The 20,031-nt window shown below is 66.9% G+C and carries 19 protein-coding genes; 7 read left to right on the forward strand and 12 right to left on the reverse strand.

All coding sequences use genetic code 11. The features are described from left to right. Positions 1-15: 15 nt before the first annotated feature. On the reverse strand, positions 16-537 hold the full coding sequence (locus BYZ73_RS09705; protein WP_112315797.1) for a GNAT family N-acetyltransferase: 522 nt from the start codon (positions 535-537) through the stop codon (positions 16-18). Beyond that, positions 495-1,688 (reverse strand): kynureninase, encoded by a 1,194-nt coding sequence (kynU, locus tag BYZ73_RS09710; protein ID WP_112315798.1) that lies wholly within the window; start codon positions 1,686-1,688, stop codon positions 495-497. The genes BYZ73_RS09705 and kynU overlap by 43 nt, the downstream gene beginning before the upstream one ends. A 109-nt stretch (positions 1,689-1,797) precedes the next feature. On the opposite strand from kynU, the gene BYZ73_RS09715 reads away from it, so the two are divergent. The 4 genes from BYZ73_RS09715 to BYZ73_RS09730 all read left to right on the forward strand — a co-directional run bounded on the left by BYZ73_RS09715 (position 1,798) and on the right by BYZ73_RS09730 (position 6,996). Then, positions 1,798-2,271: a methyltransferase family protein gene (locus BYZ73_RS09715; protein WP_158272354.1), complete on the forward strand. Its 474-nt coding sequence runs from the start codon at positions 1,798-1,800 to the stop codon at positions 2,269-2,271. Between the two features lie 119 nt (positions 2,272-2,390). Further along, positions 2,391-3,965, forward strand: coding sequence for a Re/Si-specific NAD(P)(+) transhydrogenase subunit alpha (locus BYZ73_RS09720; protein ID WP_112315799.1), 1,575 nt, complete (start codon positions 2,391-2,393; stop codon positions 3,963-3,965). 13 nt (positions 3,966-3,978) lie between these two features. Further along, entirely contained in the window at positions 3,979-5,424 is a 1,446-nt protein-coding gene (locus tag BYZ73_RS09725; RefSeq protein WP_112315800.1) for an NAD(P)(+) transhydrogenase (Re/Si-specific) subunit beta, read from the forward strand. 288 nt (positions 5,425-5,712) lie between these two features. Further along, on the forward strand, positions 5,713-6,996 hold the full coding sequence (locus BYZ73_RS09730) for a DUF3422 family protein (RefSeq protein ID WP_112315801.1): 1,284 nt from the start codon (positions 5,713-5,715) through the stop codon (positions 6,994-6,996). 19 nt (positions 6,997-7,015) lie between these two features. On the opposite strand, the gene BYZ73_RS09735 is transcribed toward BYZ73_RS09730, so the two are convergent. The 5 genes from BYZ73_RS09735 to BYZ73_RS09755 all read right to left on the reverse strand — a co-directional run bounded on the left by BYZ73_RS09735 (position 7,016) and on the right by BYZ73_RS09755 (position 12,779). Then, the gene (locus tag BYZ73_RS09735) at positions 7,016-7,936 is read right to left on the reverse strand and encodes an ABC transporter permease (RefSeq protein WP_112315802.1); all 921 of its coding nucleotides are present in this window, start codon (positions 7,934-7,936) and stop codon (positions 7,016-7,018) included. Further along, the gene (locus BYZ73_RS09740) at positions 7,929-8,939 is read right to left on the reverse strand and encodes an ABC transporter permease (protein WP_112315803.1); all 1,011 of its coding nucleotides are present in this window, start codon (positions 8,937-8,939) and stop codon (positions 7,929-7,931) included. The genes BYZ73_RS09735 and BYZ73_RS09740 overlap by 8 nt, the downstream gene beginning before the upstream one ends. 67 nt (positions 8,940-9,006) lie before the next feature. Continuing rightward, entirely contained in the window at positions 9,007-10,704 is a 1,698-nt protein-coding gene (locus BYZ73_RS09745) for a peptide ABC transporter substrate-binding protein (protein WP_112315804.1), read from the reverse strand. Position 10,705: 1 nt separating this feature from the next. Continuing rightward, positions 10,706-11,752, reverse strand: coding sequence for an ABC transporter ATP-binding protein (locus BYZ73_RS09750; RefSeq protein WP_112315805.1), 1,047 nt, complete (start codon positions 11,750-11,752; stop codon positions 10,706-10,708). Between the two features lie 22 nt (positions 11,753-11,774). Next, positions 11,775-12,779, reverse strand: a complete 1,005-nt coding sequence (locus BYZ73_RS09755; protein ID WP_112315806.1) for an ABC transporter ATP-binding protein — start codon at positions 12,777-12,779, stop codon at positions 11,775-11,777. Between the two features lie 232 nt (positions 12,780-13,011). Between BYZ73_RS09755 and argE the strand changes: the two genes are divergently transcribed. The 3 genes from argE (at position 13,012) to BYZ73_RS09770 (ending at position 15,775) form a co-directional block, all read left to right on the forward strand. Beyond that, the gene (gene argE, locus BYZ73_RS09760) at positions 13,012-14,178 is read left to right on the forward strand and encodes an acetylornithine deacetylase (protein WP_112315807.1); all 1,167 of its coding nucleotides are present in this window, start codon (positions 13,012-13,014) and stop codon (positions 14,176-14,178) included. A gap of 6 nt (positions 14,179-14,184) precedes the next feature. After that, positions 14,185-15,351 carry a M20 aminoacylase family protein gene (locus BYZ73_RS09765; protein ID WP_112315808.1) on the forward strand — a complete coding sequence of 389 codons (1,167 nt, stop codon included), beginning with the start codon at positions 14,185-14,187 and terminating at the stop codon, positions 15,349-15,351. A gap of 154 nt (positions 15,352-15,505) precedes the next feature. Then, a complete protein-coding gene (locus BYZ73_RS09770; protein WP_112315809.1) occupies positions 15,506-15,775 on the forward strand; it encodes a hypothetical protein in 270 nt (89 codons plus the stop codon). On the opposite strand, the gene BYZ73_RS09775 is transcribed toward BYZ73_RS09770, so the two are convergent. The 5 genes from BYZ73_RS09775 to BYZ73_RS09795 all read right to left on the reverse strand — a co-directional run bounded on the left by BYZ73_RS09775 (position 15,772) and on the right by BYZ73_RS09795 (position 20,010). Continuing rightward, entirely contained in the window at positions 15,772-16,473 is a 702-nt protein-coding gene (locus BYZ73_RS09775; RefSeq protein ID WP_112315810.1) for an HAD-IA family hydrolase, read from the reverse strand. The two genes, BYZ73_RS09770 and BYZ73_RS09775, sit on opposite strands and share 4 nt — an antisense overlap. Further along, positions 16,470-17,132 (reverse strand): phosphoglycolate phosphatase, encoded by a 663-nt coding sequence (gene gph, locus BYZ73_RS09780; RefSeq protein ID WP_108027721.1) that lies wholly within the window; start codon positions 17,130-17,132, stop codon positions 16,470-16,472. The genes BYZ73_RS09775 and gph overlap by 4 nt, the downstream gene beginning before the upstream one ends. Further along, on the reverse strand, positions 17,129-17,686 hold the full coding sequence (locus BYZ73_RS09785) for a thioredoxin family protein (protein WP_108027720.1): 558 nt from the start codon (positions 17,684-17,686) through the stop codon (positions 17,129-17,131). Before BYZ73_RS09785 ends, gph begins: the two co-directional genes overlap by 4 nt. A 169-nt stretch (positions 17,687-17,855) precedes the next feature. Further along, a complete protein-coding gene (gene rpe, locus BYZ73_RS09790) occupies positions 17,856-18,551 on the reverse strand; it encodes a ribulose-phosphate 3-epimerase (protein ID WP_112315811.1) in 696 nt (231 codons plus the stop codon). A 73-nt stretch (positions 18,552-18,624) separates the two neighbouring features. Beyond that, complete coding sequence (locus BYZ73_RS09795; protein ID WP_112315812.1) at positions 18,625-20,010, reverse strand: ribulose-bisphosphate carboxylase; 1,386 nt, start codon at positions 20,008-20,010, stop codon at positions 18,625-18,627. Positions 20,011-20,031: the final 21 nt, after the last annotated feature.

Consider the following 20,031-nt stretch of genomic DNA (forward strand, 5'->3'; position numbering starts at 1 on the left):
CGCGAGGAGTGCCGTCTAAAGATCTATTTCCATGCGAAAATTCGTCAGGGCAACGCCATGGCGGATGACGCTTTGCCGGGCCGTTTCGCGCCAGCCATGGCGGGCGAAGAAGGGCCGGGCCACAAGGCTTGCCTCGGTCGAAAGGCGGCCGAGCCCGGTCCGGCGCGCCTCGCGCAGGATCGCCTGCAACAGCGCCCGGCCGATGCCGCGCCCGGTCCAGTCGGGGGCGACATAGGCGAAATCCAGATAGCCGTCCTCGCCCAGCGTCATGAACCCCACCGGCGCGCCGCGGATTTCGGCGATGACGGTGTGGCGGCTTAGCAGCTTCTGTTCCCAATCGTCTGGCACCTCGGGCGAGGGCGACCAGGCATCGCGCTCTTCCGGCGAATAGCTGAGCGAGGCGCCGCGATGCACCGCATCGTGAAACACCGCGCGGGTCGGCGCCCCGTCGCCGGGCCGGGCGCGGCGCAGCCGCAGGCGCGGGGGGCGGCCGGTCAGGTGACGGCGGCGCGGAAACGATAGGCCGGTTCGTCCCATAGCCGGTTCTCCATCACGTCCTGAAGGATCAGTGCCGCGCGCATAAGCTCCTCCTCGCCGATGTAAAGCGGGGTGATGCCGAAGCGCATGATGTCGGGGGCGCGGAAATCGCCGACGACGCCGCGCGCGATCAGCGCCTGGATCGCAGCATAACCTTCGGCAAAACCGAACGACACCTGACTGCCGCGGCGGCTTGGATCGCGCGGGGTCAGCAGGGTCAGCTGCGGGCAGCGGCTTTCGACCTCGGCGATGAACAGGTCGGACAGCTGGATCGACCGCTGCCGCACGTCCGCAAGCGAGACGCCCTCCCAGACCCCCAGCGCGGCCTCGACCACCGCCATCTGCAACACCGGTGGCGTGCCGATCCGCATCCGGTCGATACCCACGCCGGGCCGGTAGCCGGGCTCGAATGCGAAGGGGGCGGCATGGCCGAACCAGCCCGACAGCGCAGGCAGCGCCCTGTCGGAATGGCGCGGCGCCACATAGATGTAGGCCGGGGCGCCGGGCCCGGCATTGAGGTACTTGTAGGTGCAGCCGGCTGCGAAATCGGCGCCGGCGCCCGCCAGATCGACGGGCAGCGCGCCCGCCGAATGCGCGAGATCCCAGATCGTCAGGGCGCCTGCCGCCTGCGCCCGCGCGGTCAGCCGGGCCATGTCATGCAGCCGCCCGGTGCGGTAGTCGACCTCGGTCAGCAGCACGACCGCAACGTCCTCGTCGATGGCCGCCTCGACCTCTTCGGGCGCGACCATTCGCAAGGTGTGGCCGCGGCCGAGGCTCGCGATCAGTCCTTGCGCCATGTAGAGATCGGTCGGGAAATTGCCGCGATCGCTCAGCACCACATGGCGGTCGGGCCGCATCTCCAGCGCCGCCGCGAGCGCCTGGTAGATCTTGATCGACACCGTGTCGCCCAGGACGACCGATCCCGGCTCGGCGCCGATCAGCTTGCCGATCCGGTCGCCGAGGACGCGGGGCATCTCGATCCAGCCGGCCCGGTTCCAGCCGCCGATCAGCATTTCTCCCCATTCCTCGCGGACCGCCGCGGCCACCCGCGCCTCTGCCGTGCGCGGCAATGGCCCGAGCGAATTTCCGTCGAGATAGATCACATCCTCGGGAATATGGAACTGGGCTCGCGTGGCCGCAAAATCGGTCATATCGAGGTCTCCTTGCCTGCAGACTAGGCGCGGGACGCAGCCGGGTTCAAGGGGGATGACGATTCAGCCCCTTGATCGTGGCGGCAGGGACTCTCTAAAGGGGGGCGACATGCGTGACGGAGATCCGATGGCCCGGCTGCTGCACTACCTGGAACTACCGCCGGTCTGGCTGGCGCTCTTCGCGGGGCTGGCCTGGGCGCAAGCGTCAGTGCTTCCGCTGGCCTTTCTCGGCCGGGCGGGCGACGTCGCGGGGGCGGTGGCGCTGGCCTTCGGGCTGGGGCTTTCGGGTTGGGCGGCGCTGCGGGTGGTTCTGGCGGGAACCTCGCTGATCCCGCGCGAGCGGCCCGATTGCCTGGTGGTCGAAGGTCCTTATCGCCTTTCGCGCAATCCGATCTATCTTGCCGACGCGGCCATCCTGCTTGGGCTGATCCTGATCTGGGACGCGGTGCCGAGCCTGATCCTCGTGCCGGTCTTCCTGAAGCTGATCGAATGGCGCTTCATCCGGCGGGAAGAAGCGCTGATCCGGGACGCCTTCGGATCGGAGTATGACGCCTATTGCGCCCGGGTGCGGCGCTGGATCTGATCTGACGGAAAAACCTGAAACAAGGGAATAGCCAACCCTGCAACTTGTGAAACATTGTTGCGCAATGCTATGAGACAGCGGCCTGCAGCGGCCCAACGCCTGAAAGAGGGGACTAGAACGTGAAAATCGGGGCACCGAAAGAGATCCTGGAGGGTGAGGCCCGCGTGGCCATGACCCCCGACTCTGCGGTCCAGCTTCGGAAGCTGGGCTATGACTGTCTGATCGAGGCCGGCGCGGGCGAGGCCGCCGGCTTCGCCGATGCGGCTTATGAAAAGGCCGGCGTCAAGGTGGTGCAATCCGCCGCGGCGCTCTGGCAGGGCGCCGACATCGTCGTCAAGGTGCGCGAGCCTGTCGCCGAGGAGGTGGCGCGGCTGCGCAAGGGGCAGACGCTGATCAGCTTCTTCTGGCCCGCTCAGAACGAGGCGCTGCTCGAGCAGTGCAAGGCCAGGGGCGCCACCGTGATCGCGATGGACATGGTGCCGCGGATCAGCCGGGCGCAGAAGATGGATGCGCTTTCGTCGATGGCCAATATCGCGGGCTACCGCGCGGTGATCGAGGCGGGGTCGAATTTCGGGCGCTTCTTCACCGGCCAGGTGACGGCGGCGGGCAAGGTGCCCCCGGCCAAGGTGCTGGTGGTCGGCGCGGGTGTCGCGGGTCTGGCCGCGATCGGCACGGCGACCTCGCTGGGGGCCATGGTCTATGCCTTCGACGTGCGTCCCGAAGTGGCCGAGCAGATCGAGTCGATGGGCGCCGAATTCGTGTTCCTCGACTTCGAGGACAGCACCGCCGACGGGTCTGAATCGGGCGGCTATGCCAAGCCTTCCTCGCCGGAATTCCGGGAAAAGCAGCTTGAGAAATTCCGCGAGCTGGCGCCCGACATGGACATCGTCATCACCACCGCGCTGATCCCCGGCCGTCCCGCGCCCAAGCTCTGGCTCGAGGACATGGTGGCGGCGATGAAGCCCGGCTCGGTCGTGGTCGATCTGGCCGCCGAGAAGGGCGGCAACTGCGACCTGACCCGGCCCGGCGAGAAGATCGTCAGCGACAATGGCGTGACCGTGGTCGGCTATACCGATTTCGCCAGCCGCATGGCGACGCAATCCTCGACGCTTTACGCCACCAACATCCGTCACATGATGACCGACCTGACGCCCGGCAAGGATGGCCAGGTCGTGCATAACATGGAAGACGACGTGATCCGGGGCGCGACCGTCACCCATGAGGGCGAGATCACCTTCCCGCCGCCGCCGCCCAAGGTGAAGGCGATCGCGGCTGCGCCCAGGAAGGAAAAGCCGAAAGAGCTGACCCCCGAAGAGAAGAAGGCCCAGGAGGCCGCCGCCTTCCGCAAGCAGACGATCACCCAGGTCGGCATGCTGGTCGCGGGCGGTCTTCTGATGGCGCTGATCGGAGCCTTCGCGCCGGAAAGCTTCATGAGCCATTTCATCGTCTTCGCGCTGAGCTGCTTCGTCGGCTTCCAGGTGATCTGGAATGTCAGCCACTCGCTGCACACGCCGCTGATGGCGGTGACCAACGCGATCTCGGGGATCATCATCCTGGGCGCGCTTCTGCAGATCGGGTCGGGCAACTGGCTGGTGGTGATCCTCGCCACGGTCTCTGTCCTGATCGCGACGATCAACATCGTGGGTGGCTTCCTGGTGACACGCCGGATGCTGGCCATGTTCCAGAAATCTTGAGGGGGCAGGGGATATGTCCATCGGTATCGTTTCCGCGGCCTATATCGCCGCCGCCGTTCTCTTCATCCTCGCGCTCGGCGGGCTGTCGAACCAGGAAAAGGCCAAGCGCGCCGTCTGGTACGGCATCGTCGGCATGGGGCTCGCCGTGCTGGGCACCGTGTTCGGGCCGGGCATCGGCCATTACTGGCTGCTGATCCCGGCCGTCCTGATCGGCGGCTATGCCGGCTACGAGGTCGCGCGCCGGGTCGAGATGACCGAGATGCCGCAGCTGGTGGCGGCGCTGCACAGCTTCGTCGGCCTTGCTGCGGTCTTCATCGGTCTCAATGCCCAGCTTGAACTCAACCACGTCATGGCGCTGAAGGCGGCTGATGACGGCGCCGCGGTCGAGGCGCTGCGGGGCTTCGCCGCCGTGCTGGCGCACAAGACGCCTGTCGAGATCTCGATCCTCAAGGTCGAGGTCTTCCTCGGCATCTTCATCGGGGCCGTGACCTTCACCGGGTCGGTCGTGGCCTTCGGCAAGCTTGCGGGCAAGATCGACGGCAAGCCGCACAAGCTGCCGGGCGGTCACATCCTGAACCTGGTCGCGGTGATCGTGGCCATCGCGCTGGGTTATCTCTACTTCACCGGCGCGGGCATCTGGACCATGGTCCTGATGGCGCTTCTCGCGGGCTTCATCGGCTGGCACCTGATCATGGGCATCGGCGGCGCCGACATGCCGGTCGTGGTCTCGATGCTGAACAGCTATTCGGGCTGGGCCGCGGCCGCCATCGGCTTCACGCTGGGCAATGACCTGCTGATCGTGACCGGCGCGCTTGTCGGTTCGTCGGGGGCGATCCTCAGCTACATCATGTGCCGCGCGATGAACCGGCATTTCGTCAGCGTGATCCTGGGCGGCTTCGGCGGCACCGGCGGCCCCGCGGCCGAGGTCGAGGGCGAGATGGTCGCGATCGACGCCGATGGCGTGGCCGCGGCGCTCGAGGATGCGGACAGCGTCATCATCGTGCCGGGCTACGGCATGGCCGTCGCCCAGGCGCAGAACTCGGTTTCCGTGCTGACCGAGCATCTGCGCAAGCAGGGCAAGACGGTGCGCTTTGCCATCCACCCGGTGGCGGGGCGCCTGCCGGGTCACATGAACGTGCTGCTGGCCGAGGCCAAGGTCCCCTACGACATCGTGCTGGAAATGGACGAGATCAACGAGGACTTCCCGCAGACCGACGTGGCCATCGTCATCGGGTCGAACGACATCGTGAACCCGGCGGCGCAGGACGATCCGAATTCGCCCATCGCGGGCATGCCGGTTCTGGAGGTCTGGAAGGCCAAGCAGGTGATCGTGTCGAAGCGCGGTCAGGGCACCGGCTATTCGGGGATCGAGAACCCGCTGTTCTACAAGGAGAACACGCGGATGTTCTATGGCGATGCCAAGCAGAGCCTCGACAAGCTGCTGTCGATGATCCGCTGAGACCGCTTTCATCCGAAAAGAACAACGCCCCGCCCATTCGGCGGGGCGTTCTGCATCGGGCGGATTGTTCAAAGGCGCGCCTCCGGCGCAGTCCTTCAGAGGCGGCCCTGACCGGGCCGCCGGGTTTCGGGTATTTTGGCCAAGAAGAAGCCCCGTTTTCCATTTCTTCTTGGTCCAAATACCCAAGGCCCCGCAGGGGCCGCGCGCGCAAGCGCGCCCTGACGCGTTTACAAATCGCGCGGCTCGGCTAGAGGTGGTGTGACTCGCGGGAACAGAAGGCCAGCCCCCATGCCGATCCAGGACCATCCGCTGCGCTATGCGCTGACGAACGAGCTGCATGCGCGGCCGTTCCCCTCGCTCGAGGCGCCCTGCCATGCGGCCTTTCTGGCCATCAAGCCGCCGCTTGACGCCGCGATCCGCGACCGCGATGCCGACCGGGCGCATGTGATCGACCTGCTCGACCGGTTCGGCGCGCAGCATCCCAAGCCCGGCGACACCCATTTCTTCGGCCAGATGGGCCGGCACAAGATGAAATGGGAAAGCCATACCGAGTTCGTGACCTACACCGTCTTCACCCCCGGTGTCGCCGACCGCGCGTTCGACCCGTCCGCCTTCGAGGTCTTTCCCGACGACTGGCTCGACACCGCGCCCGGCGCGCGGCTGACCTCGGCGCTGATCCGGATCGAGCAGGTGAGGGAAGGGCCCGACCAGATCGGCGCGCGGCTGGGCGAATGGTTCGCGCCCGACAGCCTGTCGGCGGCGGCGATCCTCGACGATGCCGCGGTGATGGCCACCGATTTCCGCATCGACAATGGCGGACACATGCGCATGGCGGTCTTCGTCGAGCCGGGGATCGGCCAGCGGCGGATCGGGCGTATCGTGCAGCGGCTGACCGAGATCGAGACCTACAAGGCGATGTCGATGCTGGGCTTGCCCCGGGCGCGGCAGGTCAATGAGCGGCTGGCCGAACTTGACCCGCAGCTGAGCGAGCTGGTGGGCGAGATGAACCGCGGCAACCGGATCCCCGAAGAGACGCTTCGGAACCTTCTGGCCGTCTCGGCCGAGCTGGAAAGCCTTCTGGCGCAATCGGCCTTCCGCTTTTCGGCCACCACCGCCTACGAGGCTTTGGTGCATCAGCGGATCGAGATCCTGCGCGAAGAGCGGTTCCAGCACCGCCAGACCTTCGCCGAATTCATGATGCGTCGCTACGATCCGTCGATGCGGACGGTGAAGGCGACCGAGGCGCAGCTCGATTCAATGACCCGGCGCGCGGTCCGCGCCGCGAACCTTCTGCGAACCCAGGTCGATGTCGAACGCTCTGCCCAGAACCAGAAGCTGCTGGAAAGCATGGACAAGCGGGCCGATCTGCAACTGCGCCTGCAGCGCACGGTCGAGGGGCTGTCGGTGGTCGCGATCAGCTATTACGCGGTCAGCCTCGTGGCCTACATGATTGCCCCGGGCGCCGAGGTCCTGGGCGTGTCGAAGGCGCTCGCCACCGCCGTGGTGACGCCCGTCGTCGTGCTGGTGGTCTGGCTGATGATCCGCCAGATCCGCCGCGGCATGGAGCACTGAGCCGCCGCCCTCCGGGGGCTCAGCGCCCCCGGATCCGCGGATCGAGCGCGTCGCGCAGCCCGTCGCCCATGTAGTTCACGCTCAGCACCGTCAGCGAGATCGCGAGTCCGGGCCAGATCACGCGTTCGGGATATTGCTGCAGATAATCGGTCGAATCGAACAGAAGCCGCCCCCAGGTCGGGAAATCGGACGGGAAGCCGAGCCCCAGAAAGGACAGGGCACTTTCGGTGATGATGGCGTTGGCGATCCCCAGCGTCGCCGAGACCATGATCGGCGACAGCACGTTGGGCAGGATATGGCGCGTGATCATCCGCCGCGAGGGCGTGCCGATGGACCGCGCGGCCAGCACGAATTCCTGTTCCTTCAGTGCCAGCACATCGCCCCGCACGATCCGCGCGGTCTGCATCCAGGACGTGATGCCGATCACGAAGACGATCAGCACGAAGATGCCGCCCTCGGGGCCGAAGGCGCTGCGCAGCGCGTCGCGGAAAAGCATGATGATGACCAGCAGCAAGGGCAGCAGCGGCAGCGCGAGGAACAGGTCGGTCAGCCGCATCAGCGCCCCGTCGAGCCGCCGGAAATAGCCCGCGAGCACGCCGATCAGCGTGCCCAGCACCAGCGACAGGCCCATCGCGGTCAGCCCCACCGCCAGCGAGACCTGCCCGCCCGCCAGCATCCGCGCCAGCGTGTCGCGCCCCAGCTGGTCGGTGCCGAACGGGTGCAGGAGGCTCGGGCCCTGGTTGCGGGCGCGGATGTCGATATAGGTCGGGTCGATCTGCCAGATCAGCGGGCCCAGAAACACCGCGGCCAGGATGAAGGCGAAGAAGGCCGCGCCCAGGAGCGCGCCGCGATGGCTGCGGAACTGGTCCCAGACATCGAGCCACTGGTTGCGGGGCGGCCGGGCGATTTCCATCGTCTCGATCATCGGGGCGTCAGTCATAGCGGATCCTCGGGTCGAGCAGGCCGTAAAGCACATCGGCGATCAGGTTGAAGAGAACGATCAGCACCGCGAAGATGAAGGTCAGGGTCTGCACCGTGGGCACGTCGCCGCCCTGGATCGCGATGATCAGCAGCTGGCCGATGCCGTTCACCTTGAAGACCTGTTCGGTGATGATGGCGCCGCCAAAGACCGTGGGCACGCCCAGCGCGATCACCGTGACGACCGGGATCATCGAGTTTCTCAGGACGTGCAACAGCACCACGACGCGCTCGGTCATGCCCTTGGCGCGGGCGGTGCGCACATAGTCCTGGTTGAGGTTGTCCAGCATCGAGGCGCGCATGAAGCGGCTGATCTGGGCCGCGTTATACAGCGCCAGCACCGCGACCGGCATGATCATCTGCTTGATCTGCAACCAGAAGGTCGACAGGTCCGTGACCCTCAGCGTCGTGTCGTAGATCGACGGGAACCAGCCCAGATGGACCGAGAAGATCACGATCAGCAGCACGCCCGTGAAGAAGGTCGGCACCGAAAAGCCCACCATCGAGACGAAGGTGCCGATCTGGTCGAACCAGCTGTATTGCCGGTAGGCCGAGACGATGCCGATGGGCAGCGCGATCAGCACTCCCACCACATAGGAGGTGCCGACGACCCAGAGCGTCTGCGGCAGGCGCTGGACGATCAGGTCGGCGACCGGGCTGCGGGTCTGCCAGCTGAGGATGCGCTGCATGTCCTCGCCGGCGAGGCTGAGGCCGAAGGCCTGGTCCATCATGTGCAGGGGCTCGTAGAGGAAGAACTGCCTCAGCCACAGCAGGTAGCGCACGAGGATCGGTTCGTTCAGCCCCAGCGCCTCGCGCATCTGGGCGCGGACCTCGGAGGGGATCGACAGCGGCAGGTTCGCGGTCGGGTCGCTGGGGGCGAGCGTCACCACAAGAAAGATGATGAGGCTGATGACCAGCAGCGTCGGGATCGCGATCAGCAGCCGGCGGATCGTGTAGGTGAACATTATGGACGGCCTCGGGCTCGATGGGCGGGCAGGGAGGAGGCGCCCGGGCAGGGCGCCCCCCATGGGCTCATTTCACGCGGTACCAGTCGGCCGCGTTCCAGAGCTCGCTGTCCCAGGCATTCATGACGAAGCCGCCCAGCGACGTGGCCCGGGCCGAGACCCGGCCCCGATGGACCAGAGGCAGCATCACGTAATCCTGCATCAGGATGTCGTTCATCTCCTTGGCCAGCGCGATCCGTTCGTCCATCTTGCCGGTCTTGGCCATTTCGGCGACCAGTGCGTCATAGGCCTCGTTGCAGTAGCGCGGCATGTTGTTGCCCTGCCACTGGGTTTCGGGGCGGGGCGCCTCTTCGCAGATCCAGTTGGCCATGTAGGCCTCGGGATCGGTGCCGTCGAAGCTGTTGGCATACATCTCGACATCGGCATAGAACTTCTGGAACGTGTCGGGGCTGCCGGGATCGCCGCCGAAGAAGACCGACGAATCGACATTGCGCAGCTCGCTCTCGACGCCGATTTCCGACCACCACTGCTTGATCAGCGCCTGAAAGTCCTGCCGGACCGCATTGGTCGAGGACTGGAAGAGCATGCTCAGCCGCATCCCGTCCTTCTGGCGCACGCCGTCGGGGCCGGGGACCCAGCCCGCCTGATCGAGCAGCGCCTTTGCGCCCTCGATATCCTGCACGAGGCAGCCCTCGTTGGCCTCCGAGGCATAGATCTCGGGTGCGGCCAGCACGTTGCAGGTGGTCCGCCCGGCCTGCCCGTAGCCGATCTCGGTCAGGAGGTCGCGGTCGATGGCCATCGACAGTGCCTTGCGCACCGCCTTGTCGGTCAGGAACGGGTGCGGATGGTCGGCGGTCGCGCGGCGTTCGCCCCATTTCGGGTCGGGATCGGTGAAGTTGACCATGATCCGCTCGACCAGCGTGCCGAAGGCGACCTCGACCTCGCCCTTGCCGGCGGCGGCCATCTGGTCCAGCACCTCGGGCGCCAGTTGCAGGTTCCAGGCGAAATCGTATTCGCCGGTTTCCAGCACCGACCGGCCCGCGGCCATGGCATCGCCGCCGCCCTTGAAGTTCACCGTGGCGAAGGCGGGTTTCTCGGGGTCGCGGTAATGCTCGTTGGCTTTCAGCGCGATCACGTCATTGGGCCGGAAATCGGTGACGATGAAGGGGCCGGTGCCGACCGGCATGAAATTGGCGTCGGTGCAACCGGGGGCCTTGGCGCCGAGGCAGTCGGCGAATTGCGCGGCTTGCAGGATCGGGGCCTGGTTGCCGACGAAGGGACCGTAGGGATAGGGCTTCGGCACCGAGAAGCGGACGATGGCGGTCAGCTCGTCGGGCGTCTCGACATCGGCCACGTCGTTGTATTTTTCCGACTGCGAACAGCCGCCGCCTTCGGCCGTGCAGTATTGCCAGGTAAACCGCACATCGGCCGAGGTGACGGGGGTGCCGTCCGACCACAGCAGGCCCGGCTTGATCTTCCAGGTGACCGATTTCAGGTCCTCGGACACGCCGCCGTTTTCCAGCGTCGGCACGCTTTCGGCCAGGAACGGCACCATGTTGCCATCGGGATCGTAGCGCGCCAGCGGTTCCAGCGACAGGCTCGCCGCCTCCAGCTCCTTGATGCCGCCCGACAGGTACGGGTTCATCGTCGAGGGGCCTTGCCAGTAGATGATGTTCACCTGACCGTCGCTGCCGCGTTCGGCGAACGCGGCAGGCGCCAGGGCAAGGGCCGCGGCGGCGCCCAGAAGGGCGTGTTTCGCTGTCATGTCACTCTCCTTGTTGGGGTTGGTCGTTCGCCGCCGTAGGTTCGGCGGTCGGGGCATGATCCGGGTCGTGCAGGTGGCAGGCCGCGAAATGCCCGGGCCTCAGCTCGCGCATCTCGGGGTCGATCCGGTGGCAGATGGGCATCGCCTGCGGGCAGCGGGTGCAGAAGTTGCACCCCTCGGGCGGATTGGCGGGCGAGGGCACGTCGCCTTTCAGGATGATGTGGCGGCGGCTGGATTCCAGCTCGGGATCGGGTTCGGGCACCGCCGACAGAAGCGCCTGCGTGTAAGGGTGCAGCGGCGCGCCATACAGGCTGTCGCGGGGCGCCAGCTCGACCACGCGGCCCAGATACATCACCGCCACCCGGTCGGCGATATGGCGCACCATCGACAGGTCGTGGCTGATGAAAAGATAGGTCAGCCCGAAACGGTCCTGCAGGTCTTCCAGCAGGTTCACCACCTGCGCCTGGATCGAGACGTCGAGCGCTGCGATGGGTTCGTCGCAGACGATGAATTTCGGGTTCAAGGCCAGCGCCCGGGCGATCCCGATCCGCTGGCGCTGCCCGCCCGAGAACTGGTGCGGGTAGCGGTTCGCGAAATTCCGGTTCAGCCCGACCGCGTCCATCAGCTCGTAGATCCGGTCCAGCTTTTCGGCGCGGCTCAGCGTCGTGTGTTCGTCGAGCGGCTCGCCGATGATGCGGGCCACCGTCATGCGCGGGTTGAGGCTGGCCTGCGGGTCCTGAAACACCATCTGCATCCGCGGCCGGCGCGGGCGCAGCGCGTCCTGACCAAGCGTGCCGATCTCGTCGCCCTCGATCCGGATCGAGCCCGAGGTGATGTCGTAAAGCCTCAGGATCGCGCGGCCGCAGGTGGATTTCCCGCAGCCCGATTCGCCCACAAGGCCCAGCGTCTCGCCCTCGTGGATGTCGAAGCTGACACCGTCGACGGCGCGCACCGCGCCGACCCGGCGGCGCAGCACCCCGGCATGGATCGGGAAATGCATCCTGAGATCGCGCACCTCGACCAGCGGCCGGGAGCTTGCTTCGTGCATGGCAGGATCAGACATTGTGGTTTCAGACATGGCGGGGCGCTCCCCGGTCGACATCCCAGAAACAGGCGGCGTCATGGTCCGGGCCGACCGCGACGCGCGCCGGGTTGGCGCGGGCGCAGGTCTCGAAGGCATGGGGACAGCGGGCGCGGAACGGGCAGGCGCGGGGCGGGCCCGACAGCACCGGAGGCTGGCCCTCGATCACCTTCAGCCGGTCGGCCCGGGCGCCGGTGACATGGGGCACGGTCTGCAGAAGCGCGCGGGTATAGGGGTGCTGGGGCCGCGCGAACAGCGCCTTGACCGGCGCCTGTTCCACCACCTGGCCGCCATACATCACCATCACCCGGTCGGCGATGCCCGCGATCACGCCCAGATCATGGGTGATCCAGATCACCGCCATGCCCAGCCGTTCGCGCAGGTCCTTCATCAGCACGAGGATCTGGGCCTGGATCGTGACGTCCAGCGCGGTGGTGGGCTCGTCCGCGATCAGCACCTCGGGATCGCAGGCCAGCGCCATGGCGATCATCACCCGCTGGCGCATGCCGCCCGAGAACTGGTGCGGGAAATCGCCCAGCCGCCGCGCGGCATCGGGGATGCCGACCAGCTCCAGCAGCTCTTGCGCGCGGCGCCGCGCGGCGCCGCGGTCAAGCCCCATATGCTTGCGCAGCGGCTCCATGATCTGAAAGCCCACCGGAAAGACCGGGTTGAGGCTGGTCATCGGGTCCTGGAAGACAAAGCCGATGCGCGCGCCGCGAATGTCGCGCAGCCGCCGGGCGGGCATCCGCAGCAGGTCGTCGCCACCAAACCGCACCGTGCCCGCCCGGACCTCGGCCGGGGGCGAGGGCAGAAGCCCGATCAGCGACATCATGGTGACCGATTTGCCCGACCCGCTTTCGCCGACCACGCCCAGCAACTCGCCCGGCTGCAGGTGGAAATCGACGGAATTGACCGCGTGAATATCGCCGCCCCGGGTGCGAAACACGGTCTGCAGACCCTGCACCTCGAGGATGGGCGAAGCCCCATCTGGCATGCAAACTCCCTGAAGTTGCTGCTATGATTGTACTTTTCTGGTTTCCCGGACGTGGCGCCGGTGATTTCGCCCAAAGTGTGACCAGCGAAACCGCGCTCCGCAATATCAATCTGCCTCAGGGCCGCCCGACCTTGCGGAAATTTTGACCTTGCGTTCAATATTTCAGCGTTGACGCTTGACCTTGTCCGGCGCGGGCCGCAGTCTCGGCGCAAGACCCATCCCGGAGCCCCCCATGGCCAGCCCGCTGACACAGCGTCAACTGTTTGAAAAATTTGTATCTTTCCCCACGGTCAGCCGCGATGGCAACCTCGATCTCATCGACTGGGTCGAAGAGTATCTGACCGGGTTCGGCATCCATTGCGCCCGGGTATGGAACCCGGCCCGGTCCAAGGCCAGCCTTTATGCCCATGCCGGACCTTGGGTCCCGGGCGGCGTGATGCTGTCGGGCCATACCGATGTGGTGCCCGTCGATGGCCAGGACTGGAGCTCGGACCCCTGGGAGCTGACCGAACGGAACGGACGGCTCTACGGGCGCGGCGCCTGCGACATGAAGGGCTTCGACGCGCTGGCGATCTGGGCGCTGGTCGAGGCCAAATCCCGCGACGTGGCGCGCCCGCTGCAACTGGCGCTGAGCTATGACGAAGAGCTGGGCTGCCTGGCCGCACCGGCGCTGATCGCGGCAATGGCGCGCGCGGACCTGCCAAGGGCCGCGGCGGTGATCGTGGGCGAGCCCTCGATGCTGCAGGTGGTGACCGGCCACAAGGGCAATATCGGCTTCGAGATCCGGCTGAAGGGCCATGAGGTGCATTCCTCGATGCAGCACAAGGGCGTCTCGGCGGTGATGGAGGCGGGGCGGCTGATCCAGTGGGCGAATGACGCGAATGACCTGAACCGCTCCCGCCCGCCCGAAGGCGATGACGGGCTTTTCGATCCGCCCTGGACCACCGTGCATGTCGGCGAGATCGCGGGCGGCACCGCGCAGAACATCACCGCGGCCGATTGCCGGATGGGGCTCGATTACCGCTGCGTGCCCTCGGACAGTCTCGCCGCCTGCCGCGACGCGCTGATGGCCGAGGTGGCGCGGGTCGAGGCGGGCATGAAGGCGATCCGTCCCGAGACCGCGATCACGGTCGAGGACACCTTCTCGGTGCCCGCGCTTGCCCCCGAGACGGACGGCGCGGCCGAGGCTCTGGCTCGCCGGCTGACCGGCGACAACGCCACCCATGTGGTCAGCTACGCGACCGAGGCCGGGCAGTTCCAGGAGGGCGGCTTTTCCACCGTCGTCTGCGGCCCCGGCGACATCGCCCAGGCGCATCAGCCCGACGAATACATCACCCTCGACCAATTCCGGCAGGGCGAGGCCTTCATGGCCCGGCTGCTCGATCATCTTAAGGAGTAAACGCGCATGCCCGTCAAGAACCGCCTCGCCGAGATGCAGCCCGAGATTGCCGCCTGGCGCCGGGACATCCACGAGAATCCCGAACTGATGTACGACCTGCCGCGCACCTCGGCGCTGGTGGCGGCGAAGCTGAGGGAATTCGGCTGCGACGAGGTGGTTGAAGGGATCGGGCGGTCGGGCGTGGTCGGCGTGATCAAGGGCCGCTCGGACGGGCAGGGGCGGGCGATCGGGCTGCGGGCCGACATGGACGCGCTGCCGATCCACGAGGCGACGGGGCTGCCCTATGCCTCGAAGACGCCCGGCAAGATGCATGCCTGCGGCCATGACGGCCATACCGCGATGCTGCTGGGGGCCGCCAGATACCTGGCCGAGACCCGCAATTTCGGCGGCCGCGCGGTGGTGATCTTCCAGCCCGCCGAAGAGGGCGGCGCGGGCGGTCTGGCGATGTGCGAGGACGGGCTGATGGAGCGGTTCGGCATCGAGGAAGTCTATGGCATGCACAACATGCCCGGCATCCCGGTCGGCGCCTTCGCGATCCGGCCCGGGCCGATCATGGCCGCGACCGACGAATTCGACATCACCGTCACCGGCAGGGGCGGGCATGCCGCCAAGCCCCATGAATGCATCGACACGACGCTGGTGGCCTCGCATATTGTCGTCGCGCTGCAATCCATCGCGTCGCGGAATGCCGATCCGCTGAAACAGATCGTGGTGTCGGTCTGCACCTTCCGCACCGAATCCGAGGCCTATAACGTGATCCCCCAGACCGCCCTGCTGAAAGGCACGGTCCGGACGCTGGAAGAGGGCATGCGCGATCTGGCCGAGGCGCGCGTTGCCGCGGTGGCCGAGGCGACGGCGGCGGCCTATGGCGCGACGGCCCAGGTGCGCTATCAGCGCAACTACCCGGTGACCGCCAACGCCCCCGAGCAGACCGATTTCGCGGTCGCGATGGCCGAGAAGGTCTCGGGCCGGGTCGATCCGGCCACCGCGCCGCTGATGGGGGGCGAGGATTTCAGCTACATGCTGCTGGAACGGCCCGGCGCCTATATCTTCCTCGGCAATGGCGACACCGCCTCGGTGCACCACCCGGCCTATAATTTCGACGACGAGGCGATCCCCTTCGGGTCCTCCTGGTATGTCGAACTGGTCGAGAACCGCCTGCCCGCCGCCTGACCCGGTCGCCTGATCTGGTCATCTGGCCCCGGCGCCGGACGGCGTCGGTTGCGGCCCTGTGGACACGGGGCCGCCCCTGCGCTCTCTGGGCCTATGGTGCGATCTTCGGTCCGGGGGTAACCTGCTGAAAAAGAGGCGCATGCGAGGGACCCCCATGACCGGAAAGAATGACGAGCGGTTTCCGAAAAGCCTGATCCAGGCCGACCGGATCGTGACCGATACCAAATGGAACATGGCCGAGAACGGCTCGACCCCGTTTTCCGATTTCTTCGGCGTGGCGATGCTGTCGAAGGGCGCGGTCACGGCGGCGCTGACGACGCGGCGGCCCACGCCCTTTTCGGGCGCGCTGCACCTGCCGATGATCTTCCGCCGCCGGTCGAAGACGCGGCTCTGGACCGGCGGCCGGCTGCTGTCCTGGCGCTAGTAGCTCAGCAGCATCGCCTTCAGGATCAGCGGCCAGTTGCGCTGTTCCAGCGTCGGCGCGCAATGCGCGGCGCCGGTGAAATCCTCGCCCTCGGTATAGGTGCTGGGGGTGATGACGACCCCAAGCCCCGCCGCCCGCGCCGATTGCAGGCCGATATGGCTGTCCTCGAAGGCAAGGCACTCACGCGGCGGCATCCCCAGCCGGTCGAGCGCCAGCCGGTAGATCGCGGGGTCGGGCTTCTTGCGCTCGACCTCGTCGCCCGAGGCGATCACGTCGAAGACCCGGTCGGCGGGCCTGCCCCAGCAGGTCCGCGCCAGCACCTCGACATTGGGCCGCGAGGTGGTGGTGGCCATGGCGATGGCCATCTCGGCCTCGCGGGCATGCAGGATCAGGTCCTCGACCCCGGGACGCAGCCCGACCGCGCCCTCGGCGATCATCCGGCCGAAGGTCTCGGTCTTTTCGGCATGAAGCCGGACCAGATCGGCCTCGGGCAACCGCGCCGCCTCGGGCAGCCCCGCCTGAAACGCGCGCAGCCGCTCCTTGCCGCCGCCGGTCTTCAGCAGAACGGCATAGTCCTCGCGCGACCAGTGCCAGTCGAGCCCATGGGCGGCGAAAGTCGCGTTGAACGCCGCCCGGTGGGTTTCCTCGGTCTCGGCCAGCGTGCCGTCGAGATCGAAGATCAGGGCCTTGATGGTCATCTCAGCTCGTCGGCGAGCCGCGCCACGATGGCGACCAGCACGTCGTAATCGGAAAACCGCGCATCCTGCGGGATGTCGTCGACATCCTCGGACCGGTGATAGCCCTCGGTGAACAGCGCAAAGCGCATGCCGGTGGCCAGTGCCGTCGCCGCGTCGATCTCGCTGTCGCCGACAAAGACCGCCTGCTTGGCCTGAAGCTGGTCGCGCACCGCCAGAAGCGGTTTCGGGTCGGGCTTCTTGACCTCGAGCGTGTCGCCGCCGACCACCGCGCCGAAGAAGCCGTCGATGCCGAAGGTCTTGAGGATCGCGCGCGAGGGCGCCTCGGGCTTGTTGGTGCAGACGCCCATCGCCCAGCCCTCGTCGCGGAACTGTTCCAGCGCGTCCTCGACGCCGGGATAAAGCGTCGTCAGCGTCGCCGGGTCGGCTTCGTAATGGCCAAGGAAGGTCTCGACCATGGCGTCGCGCTGACCGGCGTCAAGCCCGCGGGCTTCGATCACGCGCTCCATCAAGACCTGCACTCCGTCGCCGATGAAGGCGCGGATGGTGTCGAGGTCAAGCGCCTCCCGGCCCATCCCGGCAAGCGTCCGGTTCACGGCGGCATGGATATCGGGGGCGCTGTCGATCAGCGTCCCGTCGAGATCGAAGATGATGGCCTTCACGCGGCATCCTTCCATTTGATCGAGCATCCCATCGACGGAATCTGCTCGGCGGGTCCGTGGCCGGTCTCGGCCACCTGTTTCATCGCCTCGTAAAGGTCGCGGCGCAGGTCGGGCGGGCCCGCCTGCTTGCGCGAGGCATCCAGCCGTCCGCGATATTGCAGCCCCATCCCGGCATCGAAGCCGAAGAAATCCGGGGTGCAGACAGCGCCATAGGCCCGCGCGACCGACTGGTCCTCGTCATGGAGATAGGGGAAGGGAAGGTCAAGTTCCTCGGCGACGCGGCGCATGCCCTCGATCCCGTCCTCGGGATAGGCCGAGGCGTCGTTCGAACAGATCGCGGCGACGCCGATCCCAAGGCCTTGCAGGTCGCGCGCGTCGCGGATCAGCCTGTCGCGGACCGCCAGCACATAGGGGCAGTGGTTGCAGATGAACATGACCAGCGTGCCCCTGGGGCCGCGGATGTCCGAAAGCCTGTGGGTCTTTCCGTCGGTGCCGGGCAGGGCGAAGTCCGGGGCGGTCCAGCCGAAATCGCAGACGGGGGGAGAGACGGCCATGGAAACCTCCTTCGAATGGGACACGGGTGCCGGAAAGAAGGTAACGCGGGGCGGCGGGCGGGCCAGCCGGTCCTTTGGTGGCGGTCCCTCAGTGTGACAGAGCCGCCCCGGGGGCAACGGGGCGCGGAAGGGCGCGCGGCCCGCGCCCTCCCGGACCTGTGGTCGGGCTTCAGGCCGCCTTGCGCGCGCCTTCGGCGGCCTCGCGGATCGCGCGGATATTGGCGCCATAGACCTCGGGCGTGTCGACCGAGCCGCCCTTGAAGACGGCCGAGCCCGCGACCAGCACATCGGCGCCCGCCTCGACCACCAGCGGCGCGGTCTCGGGGGTGATGCCGCCGTCGATCTGGATATGGATCGGGCGGTCGCCGATCATGGCGCGGACCTTGCGGGTCTTCTCGATGCCGGAATGGATGAATTTCTGTCCGCCGAAGCCCGGGTTCACGGTCATGATCAGGACCATGTCGCACAGATCGAGGATATGCTCGACGCTTTCAGCCGGGGTCGCGGGGTTCAGCACCACGCCCGCCTTGACGCCCTGCGCCTTGATCGCCTGCAGCGTGCGGTGGATATGCGGCCCCGCCTCGATATGGGCGGTGATCATGTCGGCGCCCGCCTCGGCATAGGCCTCGATATAGGGATCGACCGGCGAGATCATCAGATGCACGTCCATGAAGGTCTTCACATGCGGGCGGAAGGCCTTCACCGCGGGCGGGCCGAAGGTCAGGTTCGGGACGAAATGCCCGTCCATCACGTCGACATGCACCCAGTCGGCGCCCTGCGTTTCAATGGCCCGGATCTCGGCGCCGAAATTCGCGAAATCGGCGGACAGGATCGAGGGCGCGATCTTGATCGAACGGTCGAACATCTTGGGGTTCCTCCCGATAGGGCCGGTTTTTTGCAAGGTTGGCGCGGCCCCGGGGCAGGGCCGCGCCGGAGCGTCATTCGGCGGCGACAGCGCCCAGCGCTTCGCGCCAGCCCGGGTAAAGCTTGTCGGCATCCTGCGGGAAGCTTTCGAAGGCGCGGGCCAGTTCCTTGTGCTCCTTGGCGTAGTCGACAAGGCCGACGCCCGACTTCCAGGCGTCATGGGCCTGGCGCAGCGAGATCGCCCCCGCGGTGCCGCCATCGACATGGCCGAAGGCGCCGCCGCCCGAGGTCTGGATCACGTTGGAATGGCCCAGATTGTCGAAGAAGCCCGGCAGCCGCAGCGCGTTCATGCCGCCCGAGATGATCGGGGTGGTGGGTTTCATCCCCAGCCAGTCCTGCCGGTAGAAGGGGCCCTCGGCCACGTCGTCGGTCAGCATGAAGGCCATGATCTTGTCGGACGGATCGCCCTCCATCTTGCCAAAGCCCATGGTGCCGGTGTGGATCCCCGAGGCGCCCTGCAGACGCGCCATCTTGGACAGCACGAAGGCGGTGTAGCCGCGTTGGGATTCCGGCGAGGTCACGGCGCCGTGGCCCGCGCGGTGATAGTGCAGGAACTGGTGCGGGAAGGCGCGGCGGGCGGTGGTGATCGCCGCCGGACCGGCCACATAGCCGTCGACCAGGAAGGCCACGTGATCGGCATTCTCGCCGAAGGTCTCGAGGATGTATTCGCCCCGGGCCAGCATTTCATAGTGGTCGTCGGCAGTGATGTTGGCCGAGAACAGCTTGGCCTCGCCGGTTTCGTCCTGGGCGCGCTTCATCGCGTCCGAGACAAGGCGGATGGTTTCCTTCAGCGGCGCGAAGACCTGATTGCCTTGCGGCTCATCGTTCTTGATGAAATCGCCGCCCAGCCAGAATTCATGGCAGGCATCGGCGAAGGGCTGCGGGCGCAGGCCGAGTTTCGGCTTGATGATGGTGCCCACCACCATGCCGCCATCGGTGACGCTGCGGCCCAGAACGCGCCACATGTCGGCGATGTTCATCGTGGGCCCGTCGAAGAGCCGCAGATAGGCCGGCGGCACGTAGAAGTCGCGCATCTTGGCATGCGCCACGTCGCCCATGCCCTGGTTGTTGCCGATCGTCAGCGTCAGGAACGAGGCCAGCATGGCGCGGCCGTCGATGATGTTGCGGTCGAACAGCTCGACCGGATAGGCGATCTTCATCACCTCGTTTTCGGGGTCGATCTCGTAGACGAGCGCATCGACGCCCTTGGTGAAATCGTCGGTGGTGTGCACCTCGACATTGGTGCCGGTCGAGCTTTCGGCGGCGAAATGCGCAGCGGTGGCCAGGTAGTCCCCGTCCCCCTTCGGCTTCATCGTGTAGGCGCAAAGCACGTGACGGCCGCCGGCGATGAGCGCTTTCTCATCGAGGTCGAGGCGGGCATATCGGTTCGACTGATCCATTTCCTATGGCCTTTCGGTTCG

The organism is Rhodovulum viride, assembly GCF_003265965.1.
Classification (GTDB): domain Bacteria; phylum Pseudomonadota; class Alphaproteobacteria; order Rhodobacterales; family Rhodobacteraceae; genus Rhodovulum; species Rhodovulum kholense.

Excerpts from the sequence above, each read along its gene's own strand:
- BYZ73_RS09715 (WP_158272354.1), top strand. The coding sequence starts at position 1,798 with ATGCGTGACGGAGATCCGATGGCCCGGCTGCTGCACTACCTGGAACTA.
- BYZ73_RS09725 (WP_112315800.1), top strand. The coding sequence starts at position 3,979 with ATGTCCATCGGTATCGTTTCCGCGGCCTATATCGCCGCCGCCGTTCTC.
- BYZ73_RS09775 (WP_112315810.1), bottom strand. The coding sequence starts at position 16,473 with ATGACCATCAAGGCCCTGATCTTCGATCTCGACGGCACGCTGGCCGAG.
- BYZ73_RS09735 (WP_112315802.1), bottom strand. The coding sequence starts at position 7,936 with ATGACTGACGCCCCGATGATCGAGACGATGGAAATCGCCCGGCCGCCC.
- BYZ73_RS09795 (WP_112315812.1), bottom strand. The coding sequence starts at position 20,010 with ATGGATCAGTCGAACCGATATGCCCGCCTCGACCTCGATGAGAAAGCG.
- BYZ73_RS09740 (WP_112315803.1), bottom strand. The coding sequence starts at position 8,939 with ATGTTCACCTACACGATCCGCCGGCTGCTGATCGCGATCCCGACGCTG.
- BYZ73_RS09770 (WP_112315809.1), top strand. The coding sequence starts at position 15,506 with ATGACCGGAAAGAATGACGAGCGGTTTCCGAAAAGCCTGATCCAGGCC.
- BYZ73_RS09705 (WP_112315797.1), bottom strand. The coding sequence starts at position 537 with ATGGGACGAACCGGCCTATCGTTTCCGCGCCGCCGTCACCTGACCGGC.
- argE (WP_112315807.1), top strand. The coding sequence starts at position 13,012 with ATGGCCAGCCCGCTGACACAGCGTCAACTGTTTGAAAAATTTGTATCT.
- rpe (WP_112315811.1), bottom strand. The coding sequence starts at position 18,551 with ATGTTCGACCGTTCGATCAAGATCGCGCCCTCGATCCTGTCCGCCGAT.
- kynU (WP_112315798.1), bottom strand. The coding sequence starts at position 1,688 with ATGACCGATTTTGCGGCCACGCGAGCCCAGTTCCATATTCCCGAGGAT.
- BYZ73_RS09750 (WP_112315805.1), bottom strand. The coding sequence starts at position 11,752 with ATGCACGAAGCAAGCTCCCGGCCGCTGGTCGAGGTGCGCGATCTCAGG.
- BYZ73_RS09730 (WP_112315801.1), top strand. The coding sequence starts at position 5,713 with ATGCCGATCCAGGACCATCCGCTGCGCTATGCGCTGACGAACGAGCTG.
- BYZ73_RS09745 (WP_112315804.1), bottom strand. The coding sequence starts at position 10,704 with ATGACAGCGAAACACGCCCTTCTGGGCGCCGCCGCGGCCCTTGCCCTG.
- BYZ73_RS09785 (WP_108027720.1), bottom strand. The coding sequence starts at position 17,686 with ATGGCCGTCTCTCCCCCCGTCTGCGATTTCGGCTGGACCGCCCCGGAC.
- BYZ73_RS09755 (WP_112315806.1), bottom strand. The coding sequence starts at position 12,779 with ATGCCAGATGGGGCTTCGCCCATCCTCGAGGTGCAGGGTCTGCAGACC.
- BYZ73_RS09765 (WP_112315808.1), top strand. The coding sequence starts at position 14,185 with ATGCCCGTCAAGAACCGCCTCGCCGAGATGCAGCCCGAGATTGCCGCC.